The sequence below is a fragment of the Pseudomonadota bacterium genome (assembly GCA_026390555.1).
Classification (GTDB): domain Bacteria; phylum Bdellovibrionota_C; class UBA2361; order UBA2361; family OMII01; genus OMII01.
Window position 1 is genome coordinate 23,958 of the sequence record JAPLFS010000026.1, and the last position, 24,701, is coordinate 48,658.

Below are 24,701 nucleotides of genomic sequence, written 5' to 3' on the forward strand. Positions count from 1 at the left end.
AATCGTGCATTAAGGGTGTAGAGTAGGGGATATGTCTAAAGAGTTATCAGGAAATACGAAGGGGTTGGGGCAGGCAGAGTTACGAGCTGTGCAGAAGCTCTTCCAGCGCTCGGTTGAGTCAACCGAGATTATATCGCTAGATCTTGCACGCGAGATGTGTGAGCTTGCAGAGCGGCTACGTCGTCGTATCGGTATCCTAATCGACCGTCAGGGGCATATCGTAGAGGTCATTCTTGGGACTAAGGATATCCTCTTCCTGCCCGACCTTGGTCGTTACCGCTTGGGACGTGGGCGTCTAAGAACTCTACGACTTGTTTTCACCGACCTCTCCAATAATCAGGAACAGGCAGTTATTCCGTACGATATCTATACCGACCTGGAGCGGCTACGTTTCGATGCGGTAGTTAGTATTCGCTCTGCTCCAAATCGCACATCGCTCTCGTATGCCTACCTTATTCCAGATAATAAGAGTGAGGGTGCAACAACGATGACTGAGGAGATTAAGGACCTCAGCTCCTTCGATCTTAATTTCCGTGAATTGATTGAATCTGTCGAGCGCAGCCTTGCAGACGAGGTTGTGCAGCTCGATATTGGAGATCAGATCGGAGCAGTTGTTGTTGGGGTATATGACAAGGCAGATGATCCCGATACCTCCATAATGGAGATTAAAGAGCTTGCTCGTACGGCGGGTGTTAAGATCGTTGATACGGTTATTCAGAAGCGCAGAGCTGATCCAAAAACATATATAGGTAGCGGCAAGCTGCAGGAGCTGGTTATCCGGTGTATCAGGCTTGGCGCAGATATGTTGATCTTTGACGCTGAATTAAAGCCCTCACAGTGGCGAGCGATCACAAATTCCACCGAATTAAAGGTGATTGATCGTAGTATGCTGATCCTCGATATCTTTGGGCAGCGTGCCGCAAGTAGTGATGGTCGCCTACAGGTTGAACTTGCGCAGCTTAAGTATAACCTGCCGAGGCTTGTGGAGAAAGACGGTGGACTCTCTCGACTCTCAGGGGGAATCGGAGGTCGTGGACCCGGAGAGACGAAGCTTGAGATCGGGCGTCGTCGTATTCGGGATAGAATTACAGAGCTTGAGCGACGACTAGATAAGGTGCGTGAATCGCGAGAACTTAGGCGCGGTCGTAGGCGCGAGAGTCAGCTTTCGCTGGTATCGATAGTTGGATACACCAACGTCGGAAAATCTACGCTCTTCAACCTTCTTACAAACAGCACCGTTACCGTTGAGAATAAGCTCTTCGCCACCCTTGATCCGAGCCAGAGACGGTTCTTTATTCCAGCGAGCGATCCTATGGGGGCAGGAGGTGTTGGACGAACGGCGATCTTAAGCGATACGGTGGGATTTATTCGAAGCCTGCCGCAGGAGCTAGAGACCGCTTTCAGAGCAACCCTTGAGGAGCTATATGAAGCGACCCTCTTGGTACATGTTGTTGATGCAGCGGACCCCGATGCAATTGGTAAGTACCGTGCTGTGCGCCGAATCCTTGAGCAGATGAACCTCGGACTAGCACCGGAGTTGGTGGTACTAAACAAGGTCGACCGAGCTACGGAGGAGAGCCTGACCCCACTTATCAACGAGCTACAAGGTATTGCGATCTCTGCTGCTAATAAGATCGGGATCGCAGAGCTACTTAAGGCGATAGATGAACGTGTCCCTAGAGTTCAGCCATATGCAAGCTACAGTGCGGATGCTACTGGAGTTGAATAGCAATCAGACTCAACAACATAACCATGCACAGCAGCCACGGCTAGCGATCGTTTGCTGCAAACCACTCTAGTTTCTCTACATACCCGGCTACGACCTTAAACGCTTCACGATAGGTTTGAGGATCAGTGATATCAACTCCGACTACCTTAAAGATCTCAATTGGAGGACGAGAGGCGCCGAGGGAGAGGAACTCAATATAACGCTCACGGGCTCCCGGAGTGTCGCTAAGTAATCGATGCCCGATAGCCATGGCTGCGCTGATTCCTATGGCGTATTGAAACATATAATAGGGTCGATAGAGGTGACAGAACTGCGCCCACATCATTCCCAGCCGCTCCGGTTCATATTCGACTGAGTTGCCGTAGGCTGCAGAGAAAGCCGTAACTGTAGCCTTGCGAATGTCAGCGGTGCTAAGTGTGCGACTTCGGGCGTATAGGGTGTGCAGAGTATGTTCAACTCTAGAAATGGTCGGCATCATAAAGAGGTAGCGATGCACAAAGAAGAAAGCTTCATCGAGAACAGCTAGCGAAGTTTCCCTGTCGGCATGCTTGAGGGTGTGCGCACGCAGGAGAACCTGATTGAGGTTCGAAGCGGTTTCCGCAACGGTCATTGCATACTGAGAGTACACACTAGGTTGCGCGCGGTGTGTAAAAAAAGAGTGCATGGAATGCCCGAGTTCGTGTGCAAGGGTTCCCACCTCTGGCATCGTCGGTGCATAATTGAGGAGGAAAAAAGGCCGAGTGCCGTAGCAGCCGGAGGAGAATGCATTGCTATATTTGCCAGGCCTCGGATATACATCCGCCCAATGCTCCTCCAAGAGACCTCGGCGCGCTACGGATATGTACTCCTCGCCGAGCGGAGATAGCGATTCAAGCACCAACGCTACAGCATCATCGTATGGTATAGAGGGCGGTGTCTGAGATAGTGGGGCGAAGATGTCGTAGGCAGCCGTCTTGTTAATTTTTAATACAGCGGCCCGAGCCCGAAAATACCGTTGGAAAAGAGGATAGTACTCGCGGCAACTGCGTATTACAGCGTGGTATACAGCGGGGCTTAGATCGTCAAAAAAGAGCCGTTGTTGAAAGGTCGAGCGATGATGGTGAATTTTTGCGCAGATTGCTCCTGAGGTCGCCTCCCATGTGAGGGTTGAGCCGAGGGCACCGCTGTTCGCCATGTAGCCATCCGTATAGCTTTGGTACGCTGTGCGCCGAACCTCGCGCGTGGGATGCTGAAGATACTCATCGATTGTTCCATGCGTCAGCTCAATATTTTCATCGGCGATCCGTATCGGTCTAAAACGCATGTCGCCATCGTGCACGGCATCTCTAATACTCTCCGGGGCATGAGCAAGCGTACTCAACTGGCTTGCAATAGCTTCCTCTTGAGAAGACAGAGTATGTGGACGGGCTCTTTCTATCTTTGAGAGGAGAAATCTGTAGCGCTCTAGCGCTGGGTGTTCAGTGATCAGCCGGTCAAGCTCGTTCCATGTAAATGAGAGGATCTCAGGCCTGTAGAAGGCTAGGAGTCCGTCAACCTGCGTCGTAAGACCTCGAACGAGCTGCATCATAGAATTCGATTCATCGTTGCGCATGTCTAAGGAGTGAGTCAGGTGCGCATATGTATAGACCCTACCAAGTTGAGTCCTGATCGACTCTAACCTTGCGAGGAAATCAGCTAGTGTTTGGGGTGATTGGAGGAGGGTTCCTTGGAATTCAGCGAGAGATTGAGCCTGCACCCTAATACTGGTCAACTCAGCGTGCCAGTTTCGGTAGTCTGGGAATATCGTAGTCAGATTCCACTGGTAGCGAGTATCCGAAGCTGTACTGGGTGTCATCATAGTACCTTCTAGCATTAAGATTTTCTAGAACTATTCACCCCAGTATAAACTAGTCGGTGGCTAAGAGGAGGGGTTAAATGCTGAAATCACCCTTATCTTCAAGCCGTCCGAACCATAAGCCCGTCACAATCATAACGACCAGATAGATCCCGATCAACAAAAATGCATAAAACTTAAAACTAGCATCCGTAATCTATTCCTCACACAGCTTGCAAATTATAGTAAGCCCATCGTAGCCAAGCTCAATTCCTTTAGGCAGCTGTGCGTTGACCGTTTCATAGTCGATGGAGTGCGTAGTGTGAATTAGAAATGAGCGCGCAGCTTTGACGCGTTGTGCAATCTCAATAGCCTCGTCGATCGAGTTATGAGTGCTGTGAGTTTCGTAGCGAATACCATCAACGAAGAGATATTTTACCCCAGTAAGGATCTGCGCAGCGCTTTCCGGAAGCCCCTTAAAGTCGGTAGCGTAGCCAAGCTCGCCCAGTCGAAAGCCTGTCACGGTTACGTCACCATGGGGTAGGGCGAATGGAATAAAGGTTGCCTCTTCAATCTGCAGTGGTTGATCGTATGAGAACTCCCTCAGATCAAGCTGCGGTAACATACCGCCTAGGTATGAGGGCGAGGGATCAAAGATGTATCCGAAGGAACGCTTTAGGTTGCTTAATGTCTCGTGGGTGCCGTAGCAATCGATCCTCTTATTTGAGAGAAAATTAAATGTACGAAGATCGTCCGTGCCCAAGATGTGATCGGCGTGACCGTGGGTATAAAGTACCGCATCGATACGGGAAACTCCGTGAATTATGCACTGGTGGCGCAGGTCGGGGCCGGCATCAATTAGGATCGAGTATCCGGAATCTAGCTCTATTAGGGCTGCCGTGCGGTCACGGTAGTTCCTGGGGTGTTTTGAGGTGCAGACCTTACAGCGGCACCCCGGCATGGGAACGCCCGTTGATGTGCCAGAACCTAGAAGGGTGAATTTCATTGCAGAGGACCGTAATGTTAAGGTTTGATTAGCGAGAACTATAATACCGGAGGGGGGTGTTGCTACTCTTTAATCACGCTAACTGTCCCCTCATAAGATTAGCGTCTCCTATTAACGGAGGTCAATAAAAATTGGGGGGGGGGATTGACAAGTGCCATTATTTAGACAAGATCGACTTATACGTTAAGCACAGAGAGGTTTATGGCGTCAACTCTGGAAAACACTGGGGGCAAGCTCCCTGAGACGAGTCCCTTTGACCTTCGGGACAGTTTGATTTTTTCTGGCAGGGATATCTGGTCCCCTCCGATACAAGACGTGGTCAAAGGTGACCTTTGGATCACCTATCCTTTCAAAGAGTCGTACAGCGGCCTGGGAGAAACATCCAGAGATCCTGAATTGGCGAAAGATATTAAGACGCAACTTGAGTGTCATTTAAATTCAATCGTTGATGAAGCAGCTAGCTCTGGTATTGATAAGGCTAGCACGAGGTGGACAGTTCAGGAGCTTCTCGTCAATGCTACGCAGTATGGGGCAATCAGTCCAAACAATGATGCCGCTGGATTGGTTCGATTAGAGTGGTATATCGATCAAGCCCAGGCAGTTCCTACCATAGCGATTGCGGTGACAAACCCTTGCCAAGATCTTTTTGATCCGAGCCGCTTCGCTCGTATGGAGATAGATGATTTCTACTCAATGGAGCCTACGGGAAATAACGCTCACCTCGGAACCGTAGCGATCCTGTCGTTTCTCAAGGAAGGTACTAAGTTGTCTTATCTATGGGAGATGAAGAATAGCGAACGAATTCGCCTCACAATGGAGCCGATTGCTAATGACGATCCTGCCCGTCCCGCAAACTTCAATGGGCTCATGAAACCAACTCGTATTGAAGTTTCAAAGTTTGACGTTGCAAACAACAGCGTGCCTTACTCGTTTAAACAGTTTCAAGAAGATATTGAAAATAATAATAAGACTGAGTCTGTGACTATTTCGTGTGTGCTTGGTTGCTAAAGCCACCCTCAACAATAAGGTACAGAGTTGACAACGGCACCCTGAGAGGCGCTAGTTAATTCTTGAAGTCCTGGTGAGCAATGCTAGGATAGCTCCTGGCTGAGTTAGAAGGCGGATTAAAGAGTAAAGAAGCGGAGTAGGGAATATGTCTCATAACGACGAAGCTGAAGATAAAAAGACCGTAAATGTAGTCGACCGCCGCCGCTTTGACGCCGCAGGGGACTCCCGCTCTGAAGAGACTAGCGCTACTGCTGGTAGCACGAAACCAGACCCTGATTTTAAGCTAGCCCCCGATTTTAAGCTAGAGGGTGGCGAGGTGCCAGAGGAGGTCGCTTTCTCCTCCTTTGTAATGTCGCTTGCAACGCAGGTGCTCGTTCAGATCGGTGAGATGCCGGCCCCCGGCGGCATGGAGATACCAATTGACATGGTCGCAGCGCGCCAGACCATTGATATTATAGCGATGCTTCAAAAGCGTACACGGGGCAATCTTTCAACGGAGGAGGCGCGCTTTTTGGAGGAGGTTTTGCACTCCCTACGCATGTCCTTTGTTGCACGCAGCAAGAAGCACTAACCTGCTGGGCAGCTTTTCTAGGCAAATACTGCCTCTTTTTTGACACCCCCCCGTAGCTAAAAAATGACAGGGCGTCGTATTTGAGAGCACCTAATTTTTTTTGCATCTCTGTAACCACCTGAAATTACAAGTCGCATCCTTTTTTAGGTTCCCTGCATCGTGCCTTTGCAACATGGCAAGCTTTTCGCATTACACCTACCTGAGCAGCTCGCTCGAGTTGTCATGAAGAGGCTCACCACAGGTGTCTATGCGAGGTTTTATGCAAGCAAAAAAGAAAACAGATCTCGACCTAATTAAGGATTTCAGTAACGGCTGTCAGCTTGGATTTGAGGAGTTGCTCTCTCGTTACAGTAGTAAGGTCTTTAGCCTGGCATCGAGACTGACCCGAAACCCAGAGGACGCCGAGGAGGTGTTGCAGGACGTGTTCGTGACGGTTCATCGCAAGATCTCTAGTTTTGAAGGGAAGTCATCCTTTTCAAGTTGGTTGTACCGTGTGACGGTTAATTCAGCGTTTATGAAGTTACGTAAGAGACGCCAGGACCCGGCTACCTCCCTTGAAGAGATCGAACAGCATGCCTATCCGATTGCAGCGCTCAAGAGCCCAGAAAGTAGCTACGTGGATTCCCAAACCATTCGTAACGAGATGTTAGAGGCGCTTGAGGGCGCAATTCGCAAACTGCCAGATGATTACCGACCTGTATTTGTGCTGCGTGATGTTGATGGGCTTACCAGTCGGGAGGTAGGTCAGATCCTTAACCTTACGGTGCCGGCGGTTAAATCAAGGCTGCACCGTTCGCGCCTAATGCTACGCAGGCGCTTAAATCGGTTCTTTGATGAGTCCCGTTCAAATCCCCAGCGAGATCCGCTAGATCTCGTGGCTAGCTCCGGCAAATAGCCACAGAGTTGTCTGATAAGTACCCTCTGCAAGCTATAAAGTAGGGATAAGTCGCTTTCCGCTGCCTCTAGGCCGGTGTACGCTAAGGGCCATGCTTATTCGTTATCTAATTATCAGTGGAGTGGTACTGGGGCTTGGGGCGCTAATCGCCTGTGGCTCCGTCTCAACTACTCCGCCTCCACTACCCGCAACAGCGGAGCTTGCACGCCACGGCCAACGGATAGTAGAGGGTCTTGGAGCGTGTGGGCACTGCCATAACGTGAGCGGAGAGCCAACCGCGCCACTGGCAGGGGGTCGGCTTCTACAGGATAAATTTGGGCCAGTCAGCTCTCCAAATATTACCCTTGCGGCGAGTGGGATCGGCTCGTGGAGCGAGGGCGATCTGCTGCACCTGTTTCGCGCCTATCGGCGACCAAATGGAGAGATGATCGCTCCGGCATTTCATTCCGGAATAGAGTGGATCTCTGATAACGATGTGGGCGCCATTACGACCTATATTAGATCTCTCCCCGCAGTGGATAATCTGGTTGAACACCGCGAGCTATCGTTTATCGATCGAAATACAACGGGTTTTTTTGACTCTATGGCCGAGGTGCGGGGGTTGGTGCCTCAGATACCGCGCAATTTTAAGGTGGAGTACGGACAGTACCTAGTCGATCAGGTGGCGCGATGCGGAAGTTGCCATTCCCTGCCGGAGGGGATCGTAACATCGGAGCGCTATATGGCCGGTGGGCAGGAGATCTTCTTTGATGGAGCGTCAAAGATTGCGCCTGATATTACATCATCTAGCGAATCTGGGCTTGGCGAATGGAGTGCAGATGAGATGAAGAACTTCCTAATGACGGGACGAACTAGAGATGGTCGTCAGGTTGATAGCAGATTCTGTCCGGTACGTTTTTATCGCCGTGCAACACCAGAGGAGATCGATGCGGTTGTTACATATCTTCGTACGGTTCCTTCAATTAGCGATTAATAGCTATGATAATTTTAGGAATAGAATCAAGTTGTGATGAAACCGGCGTTGCTGTCTTGGATGTAGCTCCAAGTGGCGTAGCAACGATCCGTGCTGAGGTGCTCGCCTCGCAGGTAACGCTGCATGAGCGCTACGGTGGGGTGGTTCCGGAGCTCGCCTCGCGTGAGCATATGCGCAGTCTACCGCTTCTGCTAGATGAGGTGCTCGCACAGTGCGGCATGAGCCTTGACGATATCGAGGGTATCGGGGTGACCTGTGGCCCCGGGCTCAAAGGGTGCCTTTTAATCGGCGTGACATTTGCGCAAGGATTAGCGCTTTCGCGCGCGTTACCCCTCTTTCCGGTTAACCATATAGAGGGGCATATCCTCTCTGGAGAGCTGCATGCAGCAGATCTAAAACCACCCTATGTGGTCCTGGTAGTCTCTGGGGGGCATACAGAGATAGTGCTGGTTGAGGGGCTAGGGAGATATACATGCCTGTGTAGAACTAGGGATGATGCTGCCGGTGAGGCCTTTGATAAGTCAGCTAATCTGCTTGATATGAAATATCCCGGTGGTGCGCGATTGGCAGCATGTGCGGATCAGTTTACGGGGCGTTCCACACGCTTTAAGTTGCCTCGTGTGGCGCGTGAGATGGAGGATTTCAGCTTCTCCGGTCTTAAGACCTCGGTGTCGCGCCTTATCAAGCAGCACAAGCTTGAGATTGAGGGTGACCCAGCGTTGCTGCCTGAGCTGTGCTGGGCTATTCAGGACGCCATCGTTGATCCCCTCGTTGTAAAAACGGTGCGTGAGGTTTCAAAGCGGGGCATTCCGTTAGTTGTTTGCGGGGGTGTTTCAGCCAATAGCGAGTTAAGGCGCAGAGTTAAAGAACGGTGCAAGGAGGTGCATCTTCCACCACTGCAGCACTGTGTTGATAATGGAGCTATGATCGGCTACGTGGCTGGGCGTTATCTAAATGCTGGTGTAGCGTGTCCGTCGCTTGATATTTATAGCCGTTGGCCAGTTGAATCATTAGCGCAGCTGTATTGGAGTGATGTATGAGGAGCGAACGACCCCCACGACGCCAGAAGGATACCCTTAAGGATCTTAACGTGCGGCCCTCTAAGGGGCGTGGCCAGAACTTTTTAATTCGCCCCGAGATAACTGAGTCGATCGTTAATTTTGGCAGCCCTCCTGCCGGTAAGCATGTAGTTGAGATCGGCCCCGGTACCGGAGCGATGACGAGCTACCTTGCCAAGCTAGCAACTGAGCGGCTTACCCTAATTGAGATCGAACCGAATTTCTGTGAGCATCTTAAGAGCGCCTATCCAGAGGCCGAGATTCTCAATCAAGATGTGCGCCAAGCGGATCTCTCACAGATCGGTAGTGAGCTCTATGTCTTTGGGAATATACCGTACGTTTTCTCCTCAGAGATAATATTTCATCTGATTGAACACCGTGCTTCGGTCAAGCAGGCCGTATTGATGCTACAAAAGGAGTTCGCTGAGCGATTAGCGGCATCTCCAGGCGGAAGGGATTATGGCAGCATCTCAATCGCAGTTCAGTTGTATGCGGATGTTGAGCTCGGGCCGATAGTTCCAGGGGACTCATTTCACCCACCTACAAAGGTTGAGTCACAGGTAATGAAGCTGACATTTTTGTCGCAGCCTCGTATCGTGATTGATGACCTAAAGCACTTTGAGTGGGTCGTAAGAGCTGCGTTCTCTCAACGCAGAAAGAAGTTAATTAATAGTCTTATGTCGCGCGGTAAGTGGAGCAAAGAGGTAATCATGGTGGCTCTGGAGCAGGCAGAGATCTCACCTGGTATACGCGCAGAGCAGCTTGCGATTGGGCAGTTTGCAGCGCTGGCTGAAGCTTTGCCGCTTTAAAGTGAGGGAACTATCCACCCCAGTATAAACTTGCGGCTGGTTGAACGGATACGGCCCCACGGGGGACCCGCTGGAAACAGACTACTCCTCAAGACGATGAGGCGAGCGGGCTAAGCTCGCGGCTTATTCCGCAAAGGAAAAAGAGAGCGAACCAGAGAGCGACTATAGCGACTATCGCAGTGAGTTCCGTAAGAGTGCTTGGGCCGCCTGCATTAAGCGAATCTACGAGATAGATCCACTTGAGTGCCCCAAGTGCAAGTCGCAGATGAGGATTATCGCCTTCATTCAGGATGAGCACTCAATCAAAGATATTATGAGGGCAGAGGGTCTCCCAGACTTCAGAGCACCGCCAGCTATCCCAAAGTTCATAGATACCTCGCAGGATACCTATGAGCTTTCCACTTGTGACTCTTTTGAGCCGTCACCTGATGACTTCTAAGCGCCGCTTCATTTTCTTGATGACGGGGTAGGGGGGACGTGTAGCTGTTATGCTATTTTTCGCTACTTAGCTTGTCCCCTCGTGTTCTTCTGGTAGGCTAACAACGGTAATCTGTGGCACTAGAAACAACTTTTCTACAACTTTCGGCCATATCAAGGGTCCTGTTGCAATGTCGAGGCCGCAGATCAGCTACTTGCGGAAAGTGAATTGTTCTTCCTATCCTTAGCGCTGGGTATGTGCTATCCTTAAAAGCTATAAATGAACCCACCTCGCCTATGAATGACCGCTCTTTTCAGAAGCAACCCGGACACGCTCACTCGTCTCCAGAACTGATTACCTCGTCTCTGCCTACCACAAAGCAAGGTCGAATGGTGGCGGATCTCGAAGCCGTTAAAACGTTCATGGGAGAAACCCTTTATGGGGCCGATGGAATGCGCGTCTACCTTAAGGGGAGACAGATAGGTAGCTACTCGGCGCAGGAGTACGAGAGTCCAGTTGACATTGCGTCGTGCACCAAATCGATAGCTGCCATCGCTATCTTCAAAGCCGTTGAGCTAGAGCTCGTGGCCCTCGACGACAAAATTTCCGAGCGTCTTCCAGACTACAACCATATCCAGAAAATACCATACAATCAGATAACGATACGACACCTCCTTACCCATACATCGGGGTATCCAGGAAATGCTTATTTTTGCCCCGCCGACAAGGAATCGGGGACGCTGGGAGATGATCAATTTTTTCCTGGACTACCGGGGAATCTCGACCTAAATCGAAGAGCAAGTAGTCACGACCTTAAAGATCTAGTTGGAAACAGCTATGACTACAGCAATCCGGGTGTCCAGGTGCTCTCGGCCGTGCTCGAATCTGCGTTAGCGAAATCGAATTTTAAGTCGGTGGACGAGTTCGTGCGCGAACAGATCTTCAAACCACTTGGAATGAACAGCAGCGCCTTAAGCAAAAAAGGCGAAGTCACGATGCTCTACGGAGGTATGCAATCCACATCGGCCGACCTCGCGAAACTCGGACTGTGGGTGATAGATGCTCTGGGAGGCAAATCCGCGGTTCTTACGAGCGAATCAGTAACGTCGATGCTCTCAAAGCCAACCATCCCAGAGTTGACGTGGACGAAGCCACTCGGACATCTGTGGTGGAACTATAAGGACCTGGGAGGCCATGCCGCCAGCGGAGATAGAGAGAACTTCGTGTTCGTCGTACCCGAAGATGAGCTCGTCATTAGTAGAACCAAGGGTCCAGATGGCGAGTACTCGGAGCTTCCATTCGAAAATTTCAAGAAGTCCCTGATAACCCTGAAAGATGCTCTTAAAGTTTAATAATTAATAATTGGTACGGGGTTACTCCTGCTCCATCAACCGCGCAAAACCTCGCACAACCTAAAGATAATTGGTACGGGGTTACTCCTGCTCCAATATGGCGAAAACCATAAGAGATCCCATGTGGAATATGATGTACAAAAAATGGGAAAAAAATAAAGATCCTGAACTTGCTAGAAAGTTGTATTTTTCTGGAGTACATCACGTTTGAATAATTGGTACGGGGTTACTCCTGCTCCATCAACCGCGCAAAACCTCGCGCAACCTCGTTTCCACAACAATTAATAATTTCAGACATGAAGGCCGCCGATCTATCGCCCTAGTTTTGCTATTAACCAAGCTCTGGAGAGTGGGTTATTGCAGCGGATGCAGCTCTTAAGGTATCGGGCAGCTACAACTCCGATCTTATTTACCAGCCCCTAGCAACATTAGGAGGGGTTTAAACAGCCGCAAGACAGCGCTGTATGTAGCTAGGTATAATATTCGCTAGAGTTGGAAGACACGGAGGAAAAAGTCCGGGCGGAAAGGGCTCCATCCATCCTCCGTTAAGCCACCCGTGCTTAACCTCTTTTGCCCTTGCGCGTAAATCTTTGATGAAGTGAATAAAAGCTACTCTAAGTGGAACATTACTGCAGATACACCACATCCGTTTGCCGAACTTCTTGGGGGCATAGGCTATGTCCATTGGTTGCTTTAATACCTCTGTTTGTGATGGTAGGGAGATACGAAAACGGCGCCTAGATCTCTCCAAATCAGCCTCAACCTCTTTGACCCTCTTCATTATCTTTGCATCGAAATCATCCGCCGTCATATGTGATGGGAAAGCTTTCATCCAGGCATAAGGGTCTAGCACAAAGGTTAGTGATTCAGCTGCCTGCTCCTCAATAATATCATTGGTATAATATCATTGGTACGGGGTTACTCCTGCTCCACCAACCGCGCAAAACATCGCGCAACCTCGTTTCCACCACAATTCATAATTTCAGATATGAAGGTCGCCGATCTATCGCCCTAGTTTTGCTATGAACCAGGCTCTGGAGAGTGGGTTTTGCAGCGGATGGAGCTCTTAAGGTATCGGACAGCAACAACTCCGATCTTATTACCGGCTCCTGGCAACATTAGGTGGAGTTTAAACAGCCGCAAGACAGCGCTGTATGTAGCTAGGTATAATATTCGCTAGAGTGGGAAGACACGGAGGAAAAAGTCCGGGTGGAAAGGGCTCCATCCAGCCTCCGTTAAGCCACCTGTGCTTAACCTCTTTTGCCCTTGCGCGTAAATCTTTGATGAAGTGAATAAAAGCTACTCTAAGTGGAATATTACTGCAGATACACCACATCCGTTTGCCGAACTTCTTGGGGGCATAGGCTATGTCCATTGGTTGGTTTAATACCTCTGTTTGTGATGGTAGAGAGATACGAAAACGGCGCCTAGATCTCTCCAAATCAGCCTCAACCTCTTTGATCCTCTTCATTATCTTTGCATCGAAATCATCCGCCGTCATATGTGATGGGAAAGCTTTCATCCAGGCATAAGGGTCTAGTACAAAGGCTAGAGATTCAGTTGCCTGCTCCTCAACGGTCGCAGCGAACAGCTCGTGTTGAGCTAGAGTTAAGCGCCCGAGCGGCATGGGGTCGATAAATGTACGCCTGATTCGTTTGGCGTTACGGGTGCTCTGCCCGGTTGAGAACATGCCCCAGCTTGAGACCCCGTAGTAATGCTGAATAGAATCGGTGCGACATGCCTTTACAGGGTTTGTGTAGAGGTAGGCGAGCTTTTCGAGCAGGTCCTCAAGGGTAAGGATAGTAGGGGAGTCATAGCCTTCGCACCACACGGTTACCTGACGCCTTCCAAGGAGTCTATTCACGGCATGTGCGGTCTCACACTTAAAACGCTCCATAAAGCTTTCAACTTGCACGGGATCTTCAACTAGCGCGATCAGGTGTATGTGATTACCCATAACCACGAATGCGATGATTCGGATGGGGTGGTGGTTGTATGCCACAGTTAAAGCGCTCCATAGGAGTAGCTCCATAAGAGGGGTGCAGGTAAAGGGGAGCCCCTGTTGAACACGAGAGGTAATCATTACCACTGTATGTGGGAGTAGTATGCGAGGGGGGCGAGCCATAGGGCGTTTCCGTGTTTGGTATTTACGCACTATGTTCGGTAGTTGGTTCAGACTGTTGCTTAGAAAGTAACCCCGTACCGACGGCCACATGTTCGGTAGTTGGTTCAGACTGTTGCTTAGAAAGTAACCCCGTACCGACGGCCACAGACTGTTGCTTAGAAAGTAACCCCGTACCCACGGCCAACCGACGGCCATATCAAAATGCTCCTTCCAGAGCTTTGGCGTAAGTTGCGACACCTCCAGTATTGGATGAGTCTGAATACACTGTAGAACGTCGACCAGATAGGTATACGGGTGGATTTATCTTCCTATCCTTTGGGCAAATCTGATACAGTCTTGATAATGAAGGATGAGTATCTTCCTACCATTTCCAAAGATGATGTTCAGGCACTGACAAAGGGTCTGCGCACCAAATCGCGTTCCGGCGATGTGACGGTTGGTCACCGGCTTACGAAGCGAGAGCGCGAGATATTTGCGAGGGCGAAAACATCTGGCTTTCTCACGCTGCCTTACTCACCGATTCGGGACAACGTAATTAATATTTATTGTAAGTGGTGCGAAGCTGTCAACATTGTTCCTGACATCAGAAATAGAAACTCGAGAAACTCTTAGTTATGTCGATAGTCGATGCGCCGGAAAAAGGGGCGCGACAAAGCTGTATCGGAACGAGATCACACGCCCTCTCGAGACTAAGAGAGTTCGCCCCCGACATTTCTCGCTACAGCGCTGTACGTAATTATGCGAGACCGGGGAATGTGGGCGTTTCTCAACTTTCCCCTTACTTACGACATAGACTTATATCTGAAGAAGAGGTCATCACCGCGGCCACCTCCAATGATACATTCGATGTCGCTGAAAAGTTTATCCAGGAAGTTGTGTGGCGAACATATTGGAAGGGCGCGTTACACAGAGCTCCAGGGCTCTGGAGCTCTTATGAGGAGAGACTAAATCATCTCTCACGCGCGGAGCCCTCTGAAACCTGGGCCTCTCTGTATGAGGCCGCTTGCGCTGGGAATACGCACCTCTCATATTTCAACGACTGGATAAGAGAACTCACCGCAACCGGATACCTTCACAATCATGTCCGTATGTGGTTCGCGAGCATCTGGATCTTTACCTTCAAGATTCCCTGGCAACTTGGCGCGGCACTCATGTATCACCACCTCCTTGACGGAGATCCAGCTTCTAACACGTTGTCATGGCTATGGGTGGCGGGGCTTCATACGAAGGGAAAAACCTACCTTGCCCGCGCGGATAATATCACGAAGTATTCAAACGGACGGTGGAACCCCAAAGAGAGCGAACTTGCAGCCGCGCCCTTTCATATCGAAGATGAAGTGCTAGGTAGGCCTAAAGAGCCCCTCGTGCTTCCCCAGCTCCGACATTCGACATCCGCCGGCTTGATCATCACGACCGACGATCTCTCAATCGAAAAGGTTCTCGATATGACGCGATACAAATCCGTGTGTATCTACGATCCACAGGCTTCTGAACAGAGCCTCCTTAAAGCTGTCTTCTTGCAACAAGCGACACAAGACTTCCAAGCGAGGCTTACCGCTGTACGAAGTGACATTGCGATATCCGTTGCTACTTCGCTTACCAATCTAGCGAACTGGCACGAAACCAACGACATCGATACTGTTGAGATCCTTGCGCCAAACATTGGGCCCCTCTCAGAACCTCTCAGAAACCTCATAGCTTCGCTCTCTCAGACACGGGTCTCAGTAGGGCTCCTCCAGCGCTCTTGGGACACAATGCTCTATCCCCTCTGTGACAAGGGCTTTTTTACGTTGTGGGAGAGATTCAAGAAAAGGTGGGAACAGAATGAAGATTTAAAGGGTGTTGTGCGGACAATGAATGCACCCCTCTGCAACTAAATGTAAGAAACTCTATGATGCGTGCGTCTCCCAGACTTTAGAGCACCGCCACCTATCCCAAAGTTCATCGATACCTCTACCTTGCAGGATACCTATGAGCTTTCCTATTATGACTCTTTTGAGCCGTCACCTGATGACTTCTAAGCGCCGCTTTATTTTCTTGCTGACGGGGTAGGGGACATTTAGCTGTTATGCTATTTTTCGCTACTTAGCTTGTCCTCTCGTACTCTTCTGATAGGCTAATAACAGTAATCTGAGCGACGACCATCAATATTCCTCCAACTTTCGGCGACCTGAGGACTCCCCAGGGCCTCTATTACAATGTCGCTACCGCAGATTAGCAACTTGCGGAAAGTGAATTGATCTTCCTATCCTTAAAAGTATAACCTTCAAAAATTTCACCTTTCTGACCACCCCCACTTCCTGCTAAACTATCAATGCCGGGCAACTCAGGCAGGTGAATGCCTCTGCTTTTTACGATCGTGCTTAAGACTTCATCACGTCACCCCTTAAGGTGAATTCACCATTTGCACCGTTTTCGTTGCAAAGAATCGTGGGAGTGAGAGCAGGCTCGTCTTTCGTTAGGTCGTTAATATGAATTTGATTTGAGTGTCAATTTGTTGCCCGGCAATTTTGCTCACTTAAAGGCTGAGGGGCAGAAGGTAAAATGGGTACTAGTAACTCCTTCCATGATCAGTTTTTCTCGCCGCAAGAGATCCGAGCTACTGGGGCGCGGCTGTGGCCTAGGTGGTTGTCGCAAGCTAGGTACGGTAGCCATGCTCCTGACCGGATGGGGCTTACTCTTTCACAGTTTTTGCGCTGCAGCGATCAGCTGATTAATTTTGCAGTCAACGCCATCAAGAACGGAAATTACTCCCCCGTACCAGCTACCATGACAGTGATGATGGCAGATAAGCTTCGGCCGTTCATGAAGCTTGCTTGGCTTGATCGTTGGGTAATTAGTCACTTGGCACGGATCTACGCAGTACATGCTGAACAAAGTTTTAGCCCTCAACTGTTTAGTTTTCGTAAAGGGATGGGGCAGCACCACGCAATTAAACAGCTTGCTAATTTTATAGCATCAAAGAAAGGTTGCTCAGTTTTTCGAACTGATATCGATGCCTTCGGTGAGAACCTCGTGCATCACCACTGTCAGTCTGATTTTGAGCAGATTACGCAGCCGTCTGAGTGTTTGCGGTTGTTGTTTCAATTAATGGCGAGGTTCCCATTTATTGAACAGTCGCGCGCAGCTTCACTAATAAAGGGGCTACCAATGGGATCACATCTTCAGCTTGTGGCTGAAAACGTCTACCTAGACGGCCTTGATAAGCGGCTTACTGCAATTGAGTTGGGATTTTACGCCCGCTTTGGTGATGATATTGTTTTTGCACATGATTCACCTAATGTAGTTCGCGAAATAAGTAATGATGTGTGTGTGTTTGCAAATGATCGGGGGCTAACATTAAATAGTAAAAAGACACTCAAACTCTCACTACTTCCACCGCATTTAGTAGGTGGCCTGCTTTTTAAAACAGATCAGAATGTGCGCGCTACAAACGTGCTTTATCTCGGAAAGAGTTTGGATTGGAAAGGGGGTGTACTTCTGCCTCGAGAGAAGGCTCGCGTGGTGTTCCATTTCTTTTCTACTCGGTTACGCGGACTCCTCGCAGGAACCGAGCATCTGCAGGGCTTGAACGAGCGCATAAAATTTCTGTGCGTTGAGTTGCAGAGGCTTGTGAATGGCGCGCTTGCTCTTGGGTGTGAACCTGTCTGTAGCTACCTTAAAGAGATAGAGCAATTGGAGCAGTTAAAACAGCTAGATAGGCGGTTCTTAGAACTAGTGCTATCACTTGGGGTATCCAAAAATTTTAAGAAGGGATATTTTCGTGCTTATCCTCCTAAACGTCTTCGTTCTTTTGGCTTAGAATCGCTTGTACACCTCAGAAACACCGGACGACTCTAGAAGTGCCCCGTACCACATTGCCTTGCAAAAGGTTCTGTCTGGCGTCAAACAGAAAGATGCTGCTCGGAGTTTTCTTGCAGAGATCCCACCGCTATCGCTGGCGCTTATCCGGGTTTCGTTGTTTTCATCGAGTCGATTTTTAATTCGCGGGGCATTTTTTTCGTTAATGCAGCTTGCAGAGGCGTTGGCACTGATGAAGGCTCATTACTTCTTTCTACCCCCCTCGTCTTTAGGTGTACTTTCAGTTTTAAGTGTCTTACATACCGCAGCGCTAGCGATTGCACTTGGTATGCGCGAGAGCTGTCTTGAGGCAATCAGTAACAAGCGCGCCCCGTGGCTATCAGAGTCGGCGCTTATTAGTAGTGTTCTCGTTTCAGTAGTTTTATGGTCAGTAGTGGCGTCATTTGTAATGGCGCTCTGTATTGTCTTGTTTTCTGGAATACACTTTACAAGCCCGCCGATTTACCGCGCTATGTTAATGGGGTGGATTGTTGGTCTGCCATTTGAAGTGGCAATCCTTCTGGGGCTCTATTCTGCTAAGAGTAGGAGACTAGTAATTCAAGGTCGAAGACTGCTCTGGTGTTTAGTCGGCGAGGGTTTAGTTGGCGTTGTAACCATTGTTTGTAATTTACCCATTCTTTACCTTTTCTGTAAATTTGGATTCCTTCTCTTTGCTTTGATGCTGCTTTTTCCTCGAAGAAGTATAGAAGGGATTACCGCTGTTAATGCTCAAGTTTCCCGGCCTGTTATTCGAGGGGTTGTTCGGGCGCTGTTTGTTCGTGGTTGTGGACCGGCTTTTTTCGAACTAGCTGGAAAGGTCCTGTACCTGCCGTTTGCACTCTTAGATCCCTCCCTTGCAATAACACTACTGGTATCGCACCGCTTGATGCATATCGCCTCTGCATTTGCGTTACGAGGATCACGGCTGATTAGTAGGGTGTTTCAGCGAATGTTAGTTTACGGAGATGCCAGTCAAAGGTCGTTAGTCATAAGACGCGCAGTGGTTGTTGTTGTAGTTAGTGCTGCATGTAGTGCGTTGCTCTTGCCTGCATTATTAGCTCGTTATCAACTGGCATCGTGGAGCTCTCCGCACAATGAGTATATCGATCTATCAGTATGGCTCTTTGTTGTATTCGGTGTGTTGCTGTTAGTACGGGCAGCAGTGTCTGGGGTGTTTACCTTGATGGAGAGTCATTTTATTAGGGCAGGAAGTAGCTTTCGACCCTGTTCTACAGCAGGGTGCTTACTTTTGAGTGCCGCACTTTTTAGCTCTTATGGAGTTACCTACTTCCGTCTTGGAGACGGGGTAACGGCTTGGCGGCCAATCTCTGTGATGCTTCTTGAGTTGGGAATTCTGATCTGCCTAGCGATTGTAGCGACTATCTACTGTCTGACCGGCGCTAATTTCAATTGGAAAAAGATCGGGATCAATACGCTTGATTGTACAGCAGACCAGACGGTCTCTCTATACAGGTCTAGGTTTGATGAATCCGTTGCGATTGATCGGATTGCACGGGTTATTCCGGCTAACAATACTGTCAGGCTAGACCGAGCTACGCTATTGGCTAGTGGAATTAAACCAGGGTGGATGGTGCCAGACCATATCTCTCCTTACGTAGAATCATCCAACAAGACTCTTGAACACATTCTGTTGTCGGTGGTGCGGCCTATCCGTCCAAACGCAGTCGGAGATGCTCGGGCTAAGTTATTGACTGAGAGAGTTGAGAGCCTCACTTTAGCTGGAGGATTAAATCAGCGAGTTCAGTTATCAGGGTTTGATCTTTTGATTTTACCAGTTAAAGCAGCGCTACATGCTAAAGATCTAGCTCGATATGAAGAGATCGTTGAGTATCTTGATCTCCTAGTTTCGAATGGCAGCCTGACTTTAAACAAAGCAATGCCTCGCCGTTTGCGGGGACTTCTCCATTTTAATAGAGGACTTGCTCCCCACCTGATAGTGATCGTTGGGGCTGCAGATCGCATTTACCTTCCAGAGTTTGCTTATGCCACACTATATTACAACCTTGTTCAGGCCGGACTTTCGGCGGAAGCGTTGGTCTCTCCTTAGATCTTTAACAGCGCTTCTAGGGATATTTTTAGTTACGCTGCTTCTCTTTGAAGTTGAGCGCAACACGATCTTCCGTCTGTTTCAAAGTAAATCTTCTGAGTCAAGTTGGATACTTCCGAAGTACCGTGTTGATATCAGCTTACCTCAGCCATCACAGATTCCTGCTGAAAACGGTCGGAATGTAAGGAGTATTAAGATCTCAGTTCCGTTCTCTCATGTGCAAGGTGGATGTGAGTTTTTGTACGCAGCGACGGTAGAAAAGTATTCAAGACTACCTCGGCAGAAGTTTCAGTCTGTGATCGTCTCACCCCGAAATTTAATCCGATTTGCCTATGATCACAAAAATCTGCGTTGCGAGTCGAAAGACTTATCTATACTGGATGGAGATTCTCCAGAATCTATCACTGTACAGTTTGTAGATGTGATTCTCCGAAATGATTATATTCTTGAAGAACCAAGACCTGCAGGAATGTTGCTTCGATTGTCAGGAGGTAGGGTCGTAGAAGTCAGTGAGACGCAGATTAAACCAGCTTATCCGTTTCTTACTTCGAGTCAGTCGAAGCGGGTTGATCAGATGAGTACAGATCTTACCCCGAAGCAGGTTTCACTCTCTTTTGGGCCAAATGAGAATTTTAATGATGTACTTATGAGAGAGCTTAACAAAACTCTCAAAGACTGCCGCGCTGGCATAAAGTGCCCAAGAATAAGATTAGCTGTAAGTGCGATTAAGGAGATAGATATTCTGCAAGTGCTTGACGATCTGCACGATGCTGGTAGCGATATCGACGCAATTGTTAATGCCGGTGAGAGGGCATTCTATCCAGGTAATTATCCAGAGCCCTATAAATTTAGGTTTGCTCCTTGGTTCTGGAATAAGGGTAGTCGTCATCTTGGTCCTTATAAAGGGATCCTACAGATGCACACTAAGTTTGCTGTTATTGGTGATTCGCTTGCTATCAGCTCCAACTTGAACCTTGTGAGCGATACAAAATATCGAAGTAGGGGGCTTACAGTAACCTATAGAAGTAATGAAGTGGCGCAGATGTTTGATGCCATTTTCGTAACTCTGCGCACAGCAGTTTCTTACCCTCTACGAGTAGATCGGCGGCACAACTTTGTACTGCTATATAACTCTGAGCGCGCTAAGAGCTATGTTGCGTCAGCTCAACGACCGTATACGGCCATTAGAACAGAAGAGGGCGAGGTTTCAAATGCCTACGGCATACTACTTGATCTGCTTGACCGAACATCGAATAAGCTATCTCTCTATATGTCGCCAATCACTAATTCTTGCTTCAGATACGGCCGTAACTTGTGCTTCTTTGATCAACTAAGACGTAAAGCTAAAGCAGGGCAGTTAGATCTCGGATTAAGTGGAACTTTTTACGTAACTCAAAAAAATTCATCTCAAACAAAACCTTTATGGCATTCAATAGATCCTGCTGACAGGCTTTCGTGGACCCCAACTTTTACTAAGATCTTTCCACTTCAACGTGAGTTCCCGAACTTAATCGGTGCGTACACCGGACGCGACTCTACCTACACAGTTCATCATGAACGTTTTGCACTACTTGATCCTGATACACTTATTACTGGTTCTGCAAATTTTGTGATGCCTTTTTCCTTAAATACAATTGAAATTCTTAGAATTCCTGCAATCTACCGTGCAGCTAAGAAAGAGGTGGTAACCTACGAGGAGCCCTATTTTGTGGCTCGCGGAGGTGCAGGGTTAGGACGTCTGGCGCCCATGGAGAAAGACTGCTTGTTCTTTTTTGAGAAACGCGTTGGGGGTGATTTAATTACTGCTGCACCGCCCCCTCTAAAGCAGTTTAGACGGGAGGATCTGCTTAAGGCTTTAACGCGGCAACACTTTGACTGGAAGGTCGAAGAGCTTCGGCTGGTCATGCCGAGTGAGGAGTCGTGGACTAATAATCCAGCGACTGATCTCTTTTCATTGCAAGCTGTAGAAGCGCAGATTTTAAGCCATAGTTCGTATTTTTGTGTTTGGCATGAAGCGGAGCAGAGATCTGTGGTGGTGCGGTTGTCGGAGTATTAACGGGTTGGATCAAGTAACAGGTCAAGGATCTTGCGAGAGCGGGCGTATACAACACCAGGCGCAAAGCTTTCACGTGGGCCCCCCACATTAAGTATGCGCACGTCATGTGTTCTGATCCACTCCCAAAATTGTACTACGTTGGGCTGCTCGTCGAGATCTAGAATTAGTACGGGACGACCGTGCGCCAGCGCTCTATCAGAGGTGAGGTTGGTTCCATCGGTTGGAGCGCCGTGCGTTAGCACGAGCGTAGCATCTGAGTCGTAGGCGTTAAGCTCCGTGCGTACCGCCGGAGTTGGGCTACCACACGGGGTGAGTGGATAGTGTGAGGCTATAGCCCCATCCTCTGCCCAGCGCTGATCGGGACACCAACCACGACAGGGCAGCATAAGTTTTAGGGCGGAATCGAGCGCCGCTCTATCAACTCCACTCTGTCCTCCGTTGACGATAAAGAGTCTACGCTTACCCGCAACAACGTTGATGATACGCTTGCCGATCTCTGTTTCTGCGCTCTCTGGAAGTAAAGATTCTCCCTGCATGACCCCCTCCTAATCAAAAACTAACAGCCCGAGGGCCGTTCCACTAACTATCCGTAAGGACTGCAGCATACACATCTTTTAAGTCAATTACTGTAGGTTATTGCTTAGGTAAGGGTGTTGGCCACCTATAAGGTTAGGTTGATTAAGCTCCCATTATGCATTATCCCTTAGTAGTATGATGCATCCGAACGAAAACCATAGTACCGATCATAGTACGACTGATCTGCAAGCCCACTCCTTTCCTAAGCTTGGGCCGAGGATAGGTATATTCGATCAGCACGCTGTCCAAACAGACGGGACAGTAACAGCCTACTCAGCAACAGAGCTAAGCGACCTTAAGAACTGCCTTAAGTTCGCTACCAAGCTGATGGTGAGGGGGGAGTCGCTCTGGAGCGAGAAGGGCACACAGTGGTACGAGGTATTCGTGGCCAGTATAGAGCGTGGGATCCAACTTATCGTTGCGAAGGCTCCGATCGAACATGTAATGGCAGGGTTACTCTCGGACCCCTTTAATTTCATTAAATCTAAGTCAAGGGCAACGGATTCCTCAGAGAGCTTACTGCTTATTATAGATAAGATAGAGGCGAAGTTCGGCCCTGCTACTATTAAGTCGCTCGAATCAGAAAGCTTCGTGCGTTATTGCAAGGAGAGCGTATCGCAGGAGAGCGATCCAGTGGCGCATCAGAGCTATGCAGCTTTTCGTATGGCCGCCTCTTTATACTAGGGGATCGATCGTAGGTGGGGGCCAAATGAGACCCTGCCCTTGATGCAACACGCGAGTGAGGTAGGATTACTGCTGCTTGCAGCACAGTACTCCACGCAAACTGTGGCTGCCGGATTTCTTCACGATGCCTTTGAAAACTACATCAAGATGCCCAAGGATGAGATACTCAGAGAATTCAATACTAAGCTTGTTGGTTATTTTACGCCGCATGAAGTTAATCGGATTGTGGCGTTAATAGAGGCAAATACGGAGCCTGGCAAGGGGCACGGCGATGAGAATTGGTTGGTTAGAAAAAGCGAGGTGTTTAATGCGCTGCACCGAGGCGATTCCGAGATGGCGGCGGTGTGCTGTGCCTCCAAGATCTCAACCCTTGCAGCAGGCAATAAGTGGAAGTATCTCGGACAGCCCATACAGCGCTGGTCTCAAGGCACGCATGCAGAAAACATGGTACACTCTCAGACATTAGCACGTCTCTTCGAAGAGAAAGGTGTAAGTACAGATTTGATAGGTGCTTTTAATAAGCAGCTTGATCTGTTCTCAAAATGGGACGAGTCATCTCCAGATGAGTCACTAGAAAGATAGGATAGCCCCGTAACGCGCCATTCTACCACTATCCAGCCGCTACTTTGCCCCAACAAGATATGGGATCTAAAGAGCCAATATAAAAGACCGGCATTATCAAAGGCCCTGAATGAATGCGCCTAGTTAAGAGAGGCTAGCGGAGCATGGGTTCGAAGCGCATGCGGCTTTGAGAGGCCATCCAATATTGAGAGAGCATCGCTCTCCGTCCAAATCTTCGTTTGTGTAAAATAATTAGCAATGCTCTCTTCAGGGGTACTCCTATTCATCAAGATATTTCTAATAGCAAATACCAGTGGTGCAGAGGCCTCGGAGTCGTTGTTTTGAATTCGGCGTGCCATTGCGTGCGTAGCTATCACGCCCTCCGCCGTTAAACTGTGCCCATTTTTATCCAGCTTCGTCATGATCTCATAGATGTTTTCGCCACATGCAAGGCGCATTCCAGCCTGTACATTTCTACTTGTCAGGCTGTTTACTGTAAGGTTCATGTCGAACCCCCCGGCCATAGTAAGCTGTGAGCCCTTTCCACCACCCTCAGACTTGACCACATTGATCGTCTCACGACTCGCAAAGTGAGAGAGGCGATGAAGGGTCTGATCGTCAAGCTCTATCCGTTGAGGCCCATGCGAGATGCTCACCCGTTTGACGATTCTGTAGCCGCCAGCTCCATCTTCCTCAAGGCCCCCATTATTTTTCATGATTCCGAGGATAATCCCCGCTGCGAATGCAGCTATGTTCTTCATCGAAGATGCAACCTCTAGCGCAGTTGAGTTGTTGTAGATCTCAATGTTTCTATCCCCATTCATTCCACTAAAGACCCAGAACGCTTTTGCAAGAGCCTCTGTAGGTCTCTCACTACCCTGACTCACGGCACTGAGGGTCAGTCCTACATATCCACCCTGTTTTACATCCTTTGCAAAGCCAGGACCCGCCACGAACACCAAGTTTCTTGCAACATGCTTCCAGTTTGGATGCTTCTCTATGTACTCAAGTGGGGTGCACGCATTAGATCCCTCTGGAGGCCCATCACGTAGTGATCGCTCAGACTCCAAAGGATTCCAATTTGGCACGATAAGCCCCTTGGCCAGACTAACAACAACTGAATCTGGATGAGGGCGTATCTTGTTAAGCACGTTCGGAA

At 49.1% G+C, this 24,701-nt stretch carries 21 protein-coding genes; 15 read left to right on the forward strand and 6 right to left on the reverse strand.

The features are described from left to right. Nucleotides 1–31: 31 nt before the first annotated feature. Nucleotides 32–1,729, forward strand: a complete 1,698-nt coding sequence (gene hflX / locus NTV65_02905; GenBank protein MCX6114152.1) for a GTPase HflX — start codon at nucleotides 32–34, stop codon at nucleotides 1,727–1,729. Between the two features lie 40 nt (nucleotides 1,730–1,769). Here the strand turns inward: hflX and NTV65_02910 are convergent, their stop codons facing one another. Then, a complete protein-coding gene (locus NTV65_02910; protein MCX6114153.1) occupies nucleotides 1,770–3,566 on the reverse strand; it encodes an oligoendopeptidase F family protein in 1,797 nt (598 codons plus the stop codon). Between the two features lie 193 nt (nucleotides 3,567–3,759). Then, nucleotides 3,760–4,548, reverse strand: a complete 789-nt coding sequence (locus NTV65_02915; protein MCX6114154.1) for an MBL fold metallo-hydrolase — start codon at nucleotides 4,546–4,548, stop codon at nucleotides 3,760–3,762. A gap of 201 nt (nucleotides 4,549–4,749) precedes the next feature. Between NTV65_02915 and NTV65_02920 the strand changes: the two genes are divergently transcribed. The 8 genes from NTV65_02920 (at nucleotide 4,750) to NTV65_02955 (ending at nucleotide 11,632) form a co-directional block, all read left to right on the forward strand. Further along, complete coding sequence (locus NTV65_02920) at nucleotides 4,750–5,556, forward strand: hypothetical protein (GenBank protein ID MCX6114155.1); 807 nt, start codon at nucleotides 4,750–4,752, stop codon at nucleotides 5,554–5,556. Between the two features lie 145 nt (nucleotides 5,557–5,701). After that, nucleotides 5,702–6,127, forward strand: a complete 426-nt coding sequence (locus NTV65_02925) for a DUF1844 domain-containing protein (GenBank protein ID MCX6114156.1) — start codon at nucleotides 5,702–5,704, stop codon at nucleotides 6,125–6,127. A gap of 259 nt (nucleotides 6,128–6,386) precedes the next feature. After that, nucleotides 6,387–7,022, forward strand: a complete 636-nt coding sequence (locus NTV65_02930; GenBank protein ID MCX6114157.1) for a sigma-70 family RNA polymerase sigma factor — start codon at nucleotides 6,387–6,389, stop codon at nucleotides 7,020–7,022. 91 nt (nucleotides 7,023–7,113) lie between these two features. Further along, nucleotides 7,114–7,995, forward strand: coding sequence for a c-type cytochrome (locus NTV65_02935; protein ID MCX6114158.1), 882 nt, complete (start codon nucleotides 7,114–7,116; stop codon nucleotides 7,993–7,995). 5 nt (nucleotides 7,996–8,000) lie between these two features. Then, on the forward strand, nucleotides 8,001–9,035 hold the full coding sequence (gene tsaD, locus NTV65_02940; protein ID MCX6114159.1) for a tRNA (adenosine(37)-N6)-threonylcarbamoyltransferase complex transferase subunit TsaD: 1,035 nt from the start codon (nucleotides 8,001–8,003) through the stop codon (nucleotides 9,033–9,035). Further along, nucleotides 9,032–9,862 carry a 16S rRNA (adenine(1518)-N(6)/adenine(1519)-N(6))-dimethyltransferase RsmA gene (gene rsmA / locus NTV65_02945; GenBank protein ID MCX6114160.1) on the forward strand — a complete coding sequence of 277 codons (831 nt, stop codon included), beginning with the start codon at nucleotides 9,032–9,034 and terminating at the stop codon, nucleotides 9,860–9,862. The genes tsaD and rsmA overlap by 4 nt, the downstream gene beginning before the upstream one ends. A gap of 265 nt (nucleotides 9,863–10,127) precedes the next feature. Beyond that, nucleotides 10,128–10,301 (forward strand): hypothetical protein, encoded by a 174-nt coding sequence (locus NTV65_02950; protein ID MCX6114161.1) that lies wholly within the window; start codon nucleotides 10,128–10,130, stop codon nucleotides 10,299–10,301. A gap of 368 nt (nucleotides 10,302–10,669) precedes the next feature. Continuing rightward, nucleotides 10,670–11,632, forward strand: coding sequence for a serine hydrolase (locus NTV65_02955; protein ID MCX6114162.1), 963 nt, complete (start codon nucleotides 10,670–10,672; stop codon nucleotides 11,630–11,632). A 439-nt stretch (nucleotides 11,633–12,071) separates the two neighbouring features. On the opposite strand, the gene NTV65_02960 is transcribed toward NTV65_02955, so the two are convergent. After that, complete coding sequence (locus NTV65_02960; GenBank protein MCX6114163.1) at nucleotides 12,072–12,443, reverse strand: hypothetical protein; 372 nt, start codon at nucleotides 12,441–12,443, stop codon at nucleotides 12,072–12,074. A gap of 318 nt (nucleotides 12,444–12,761) precedes the next feature. Beyond that, on the reverse strand, nucleotides 12,762–13,715 hold the full coding sequence (locus NTV65_02965) for a transposase (protein ID MCX6114164.1): 954 nt from the start codon (nucleotides 13,713–13,715) through the stop codon (nucleotides 12,762–12,764). Between the two features lie 656 nt (nucleotides 13,716–14,371). Here NTV65_02965 and NTV65_02970 point away from each other — a divergent pair. The 4 genes from NTV65_02970 to NTV65_02985 all read left to right on the forward strand — a co-directional run bounded on the left by NTV65_02970 (nucleotide 14,372) and on the right by NTV65_02985 (nucleotide 21,721). Continuing rightward, complete coding sequence (locus NTV65_02970) at nucleotides 14,372–15,634, forward strand: hypothetical protein (GenBank protein MCX6114165.1); 1,263 nt, start codon at nucleotides 14,372–14,374, stop codon at nucleotides 15,632–15,634. Between the two features lie 667 nt (nucleotides 15,635–16,301). Further along, the gene (locus NTV65_02975) at nucleotides 16,302–17,597 is read left to right on the forward strand and encodes a reverse transcriptase domain-containing protein (GenBank protein MCX6114166.1); all 1,296 of its coding nucleotides are present in this window, start codon (nucleotides 16,302–16,304) and stop codon (nucleotides 17,595–17,597) included. Between the two features lie 22 nt (nucleotides 17,598–17,619). Then, nucleotides 17,620–19,665: a hypothetical protein gene (locus NTV65_02980; protein MCX6114167.1), complete on the forward strand. Its 2,046-nt coding sequence runs from the start codon at nucleotides 17,620–17,622 to the stop codon at nucleotides 19,663–19,665. After that, a complete protein-coding gene (locus NTV65_02985) occupies nucleotides 19,601–21,721 on the forward strand; it encodes a hypothetical protein (protein ID MCX6114168.1) in 2,121 nt (706 codons plus the stop codon). The genes NTV65_02980 and NTV65_02985 overlap by 65 nt, the downstream gene beginning before the upstream one ends. Here the strand turns inward: NTV65_02985 and NTV65_02990 are convergent. Then, a complete protein-coding gene (locus NTV65_02990; protein ID MCX6114169.1) occupies nucleotides 21,718–22,257 on the reverse strand; it encodes a putative molybdenum carrier protein in 540 nt (179 codons plus the stop codon). The two genes, NTV65_02985 and NTV65_02990, sit on opposite strands and share 4 nt — an antisense overlap. 175 nt (nucleotides 22,258–22,432) lie before the next feature. Here NTV65_02990 and NTV65_02995 point away from each other — a divergent pair, with 175 nt between their 5' ends. Together NTV65_02995 and NTV65_03000 are read left to right on the forward strand one after the other, a co-directional pair. Beyond that, on the forward strand, nucleotides 22,433–22,981 hold the full coding sequence (locus tag NTV65_02995) for a hypothetical protein (protein MCX6114170.1): 549 nt from the start codon (nucleotides 22,433–22,435) through the stop codon (nucleotides 22,979–22,981). A 42-nt stretch (nucleotides 22,982–23,023) separates the two neighbouring features. Beyond that, nucleotides 23,024–23,563, forward strand: coding sequence for a hypothetical protein (locus tag NTV65_03000; protein MCX6114171.1), 540 nt, complete (start codon nucleotides 23,024–23,026; stop codon nucleotides 23,561–23,563). A gap of 119 nt (nucleotides 23,564–23,682) precedes the next feature. Here NTV65_03000 and NTV65_03005 read toward each other — a convergent pair. Continuing rightward, on the reverse strand, nucleotides 23,683–24,701 hold a 1,019-nt coding region (locus NTV65_03005), incomplete at its 5' end, for a hypothetical protein (protein ID MCX6114172.1).

What these genes read in the sequence shown, in the direction of transcription:
- hflX (MCX6114152.1), top strand. Translation starts at nt 32, where the DNA reads ATGTCTAAAGAGTTATCAGGAAATACGAAGGGGTTGGGGCAGGCAGAG.
- NTV65_02910 (MCX6114153.1), bottom strand. Translation starts at nt 3,566, where the DNA reads ATGATGACACCCAGTACAGCTTCGGATACTCGCTACCAGTGGAATCTG.
- NTV65_02915 (MCX6114154.1), bottom strand. Translation starts at nt 4,548, where the DNA reads ATGAAATTCACCCTTCTAGGTTCTGGCACATCAACGGGCGTTCCCATG.
- NTV65_02920 (MCX6114155.1), top strand. Translation starts at nt 4,750, where the DNA reads ATGGCGTCAACTCTGGAAAACACTGGGGGCAAGCTCCCTGAGACGAGT.
- NTV65_02925 (MCX6114156.1), top strand. Translation starts at nt 5,702, where the DNA reads ATGTCTCATAACGACGAAGCTGAAGATAAAAAGACCGTAAATGTAGTC.
- NTV65_02930 (MCX6114157.1), top strand. Translation starts at nt 6,387, where the DNA reads ATGCAAGCAAAAAAGAAAACAGATCTCGACCTAATTAAGGATTTCAGT.
- NTV65_02935 (MCX6114158.1), top strand. Translation starts at nt 7,114, where the DNA reads ATGCTTATTCGTTATCTAATTATCAGTGGAGTGGTACTGGGGCTTGGG.
- tsaD (MCX6114159.1), top strand. Translation starts at nt 8,001, where the DNA reads ATGATAATTTTAGGAATAGAATCAAGTTGTGATGAAACCGGCGTTGCT.
- rsmA (MCX6114160.1), top strand. Translation starts at nt 9,032, where the DNA reads ATGAGGAGCGAACGACCCCCACGACGCCAGAAGGATACCCTTAAGGAT.
- NTV65_02950 (MCX6114161.1), top strand. Translation starts at nt 10,128, where the DNA reads ATGAGGATTATCGCCTTCATTCAGGATGAGCACTCAATCAAAGATATT.
- NTV65_02955 (MCX6114162.1), top strand. Translation starts at nt 10,670, where the DNA reads ATGGTGGCGGATCTCGAAGCCGTTAAAACGTTCATGGGAGAAACCCTT.
- NTV65_02960 (MCX6114163.1), bottom strand. Translation starts at nt 12,443, where the DNA reads ATGACGGCGGATGATTTCGATGCAAAGATAATGAAGAGGGTCAAAGAG.
- NTV65_02965 (MCX6114164.1), bottom strand. Translation starts at nt 13,715, where the DNA reads ATGATTACCTCTCGTGTTCAACAGGGGCTCCCCTTTACCTGCACCCCT.
- NTV65_02970 (MCX6114165.1), top strand. Translation starts at nt 14,372, where the DNA reads ATGTCGATAGTCGATGCGCCGGAAAAAGGGGCGCGACAAAGCTGTATC.
- NTV65_02975 (MCX6114166.1), top strand. Translation starts at nt 16,302, where the DNA reads ATGGGTACTAGTAACTCCTTCCATGATCAGTTTTTCTCGCCGCAAGAG.
- NTV65_02985 (MCX6114168.1), top strand. Translation starts at nt 19,601, where the DNA reads ATGCCACACTATATTACAACCTTGTTCAGGCCGGACTTTCGGCGGAAG.
- NTV65_02990 (MCX6114169.1), bottom strand. Translation starts at nt 22,257, where the DNA reads ATGCAGGGAGAATCTTTACTTCCAGAGAGCGCAGAAACAGAGATCGGC.
- NTV65_02995 (MCX6114170.1), top strand. Translation starts at nt 22,433, where the DNA reads ATGATGCATCCGAACGAAAACCATAGTACCGATCATAGTACGACTGAT.
- NTV65_03000 (MCX6114171.1), top strand. Translation starts at nt 23,024, where the DNA reads ATGCAACACGCGAGTGAGGTAGGATTACTGCTGCTTGCAGCACAGTAC.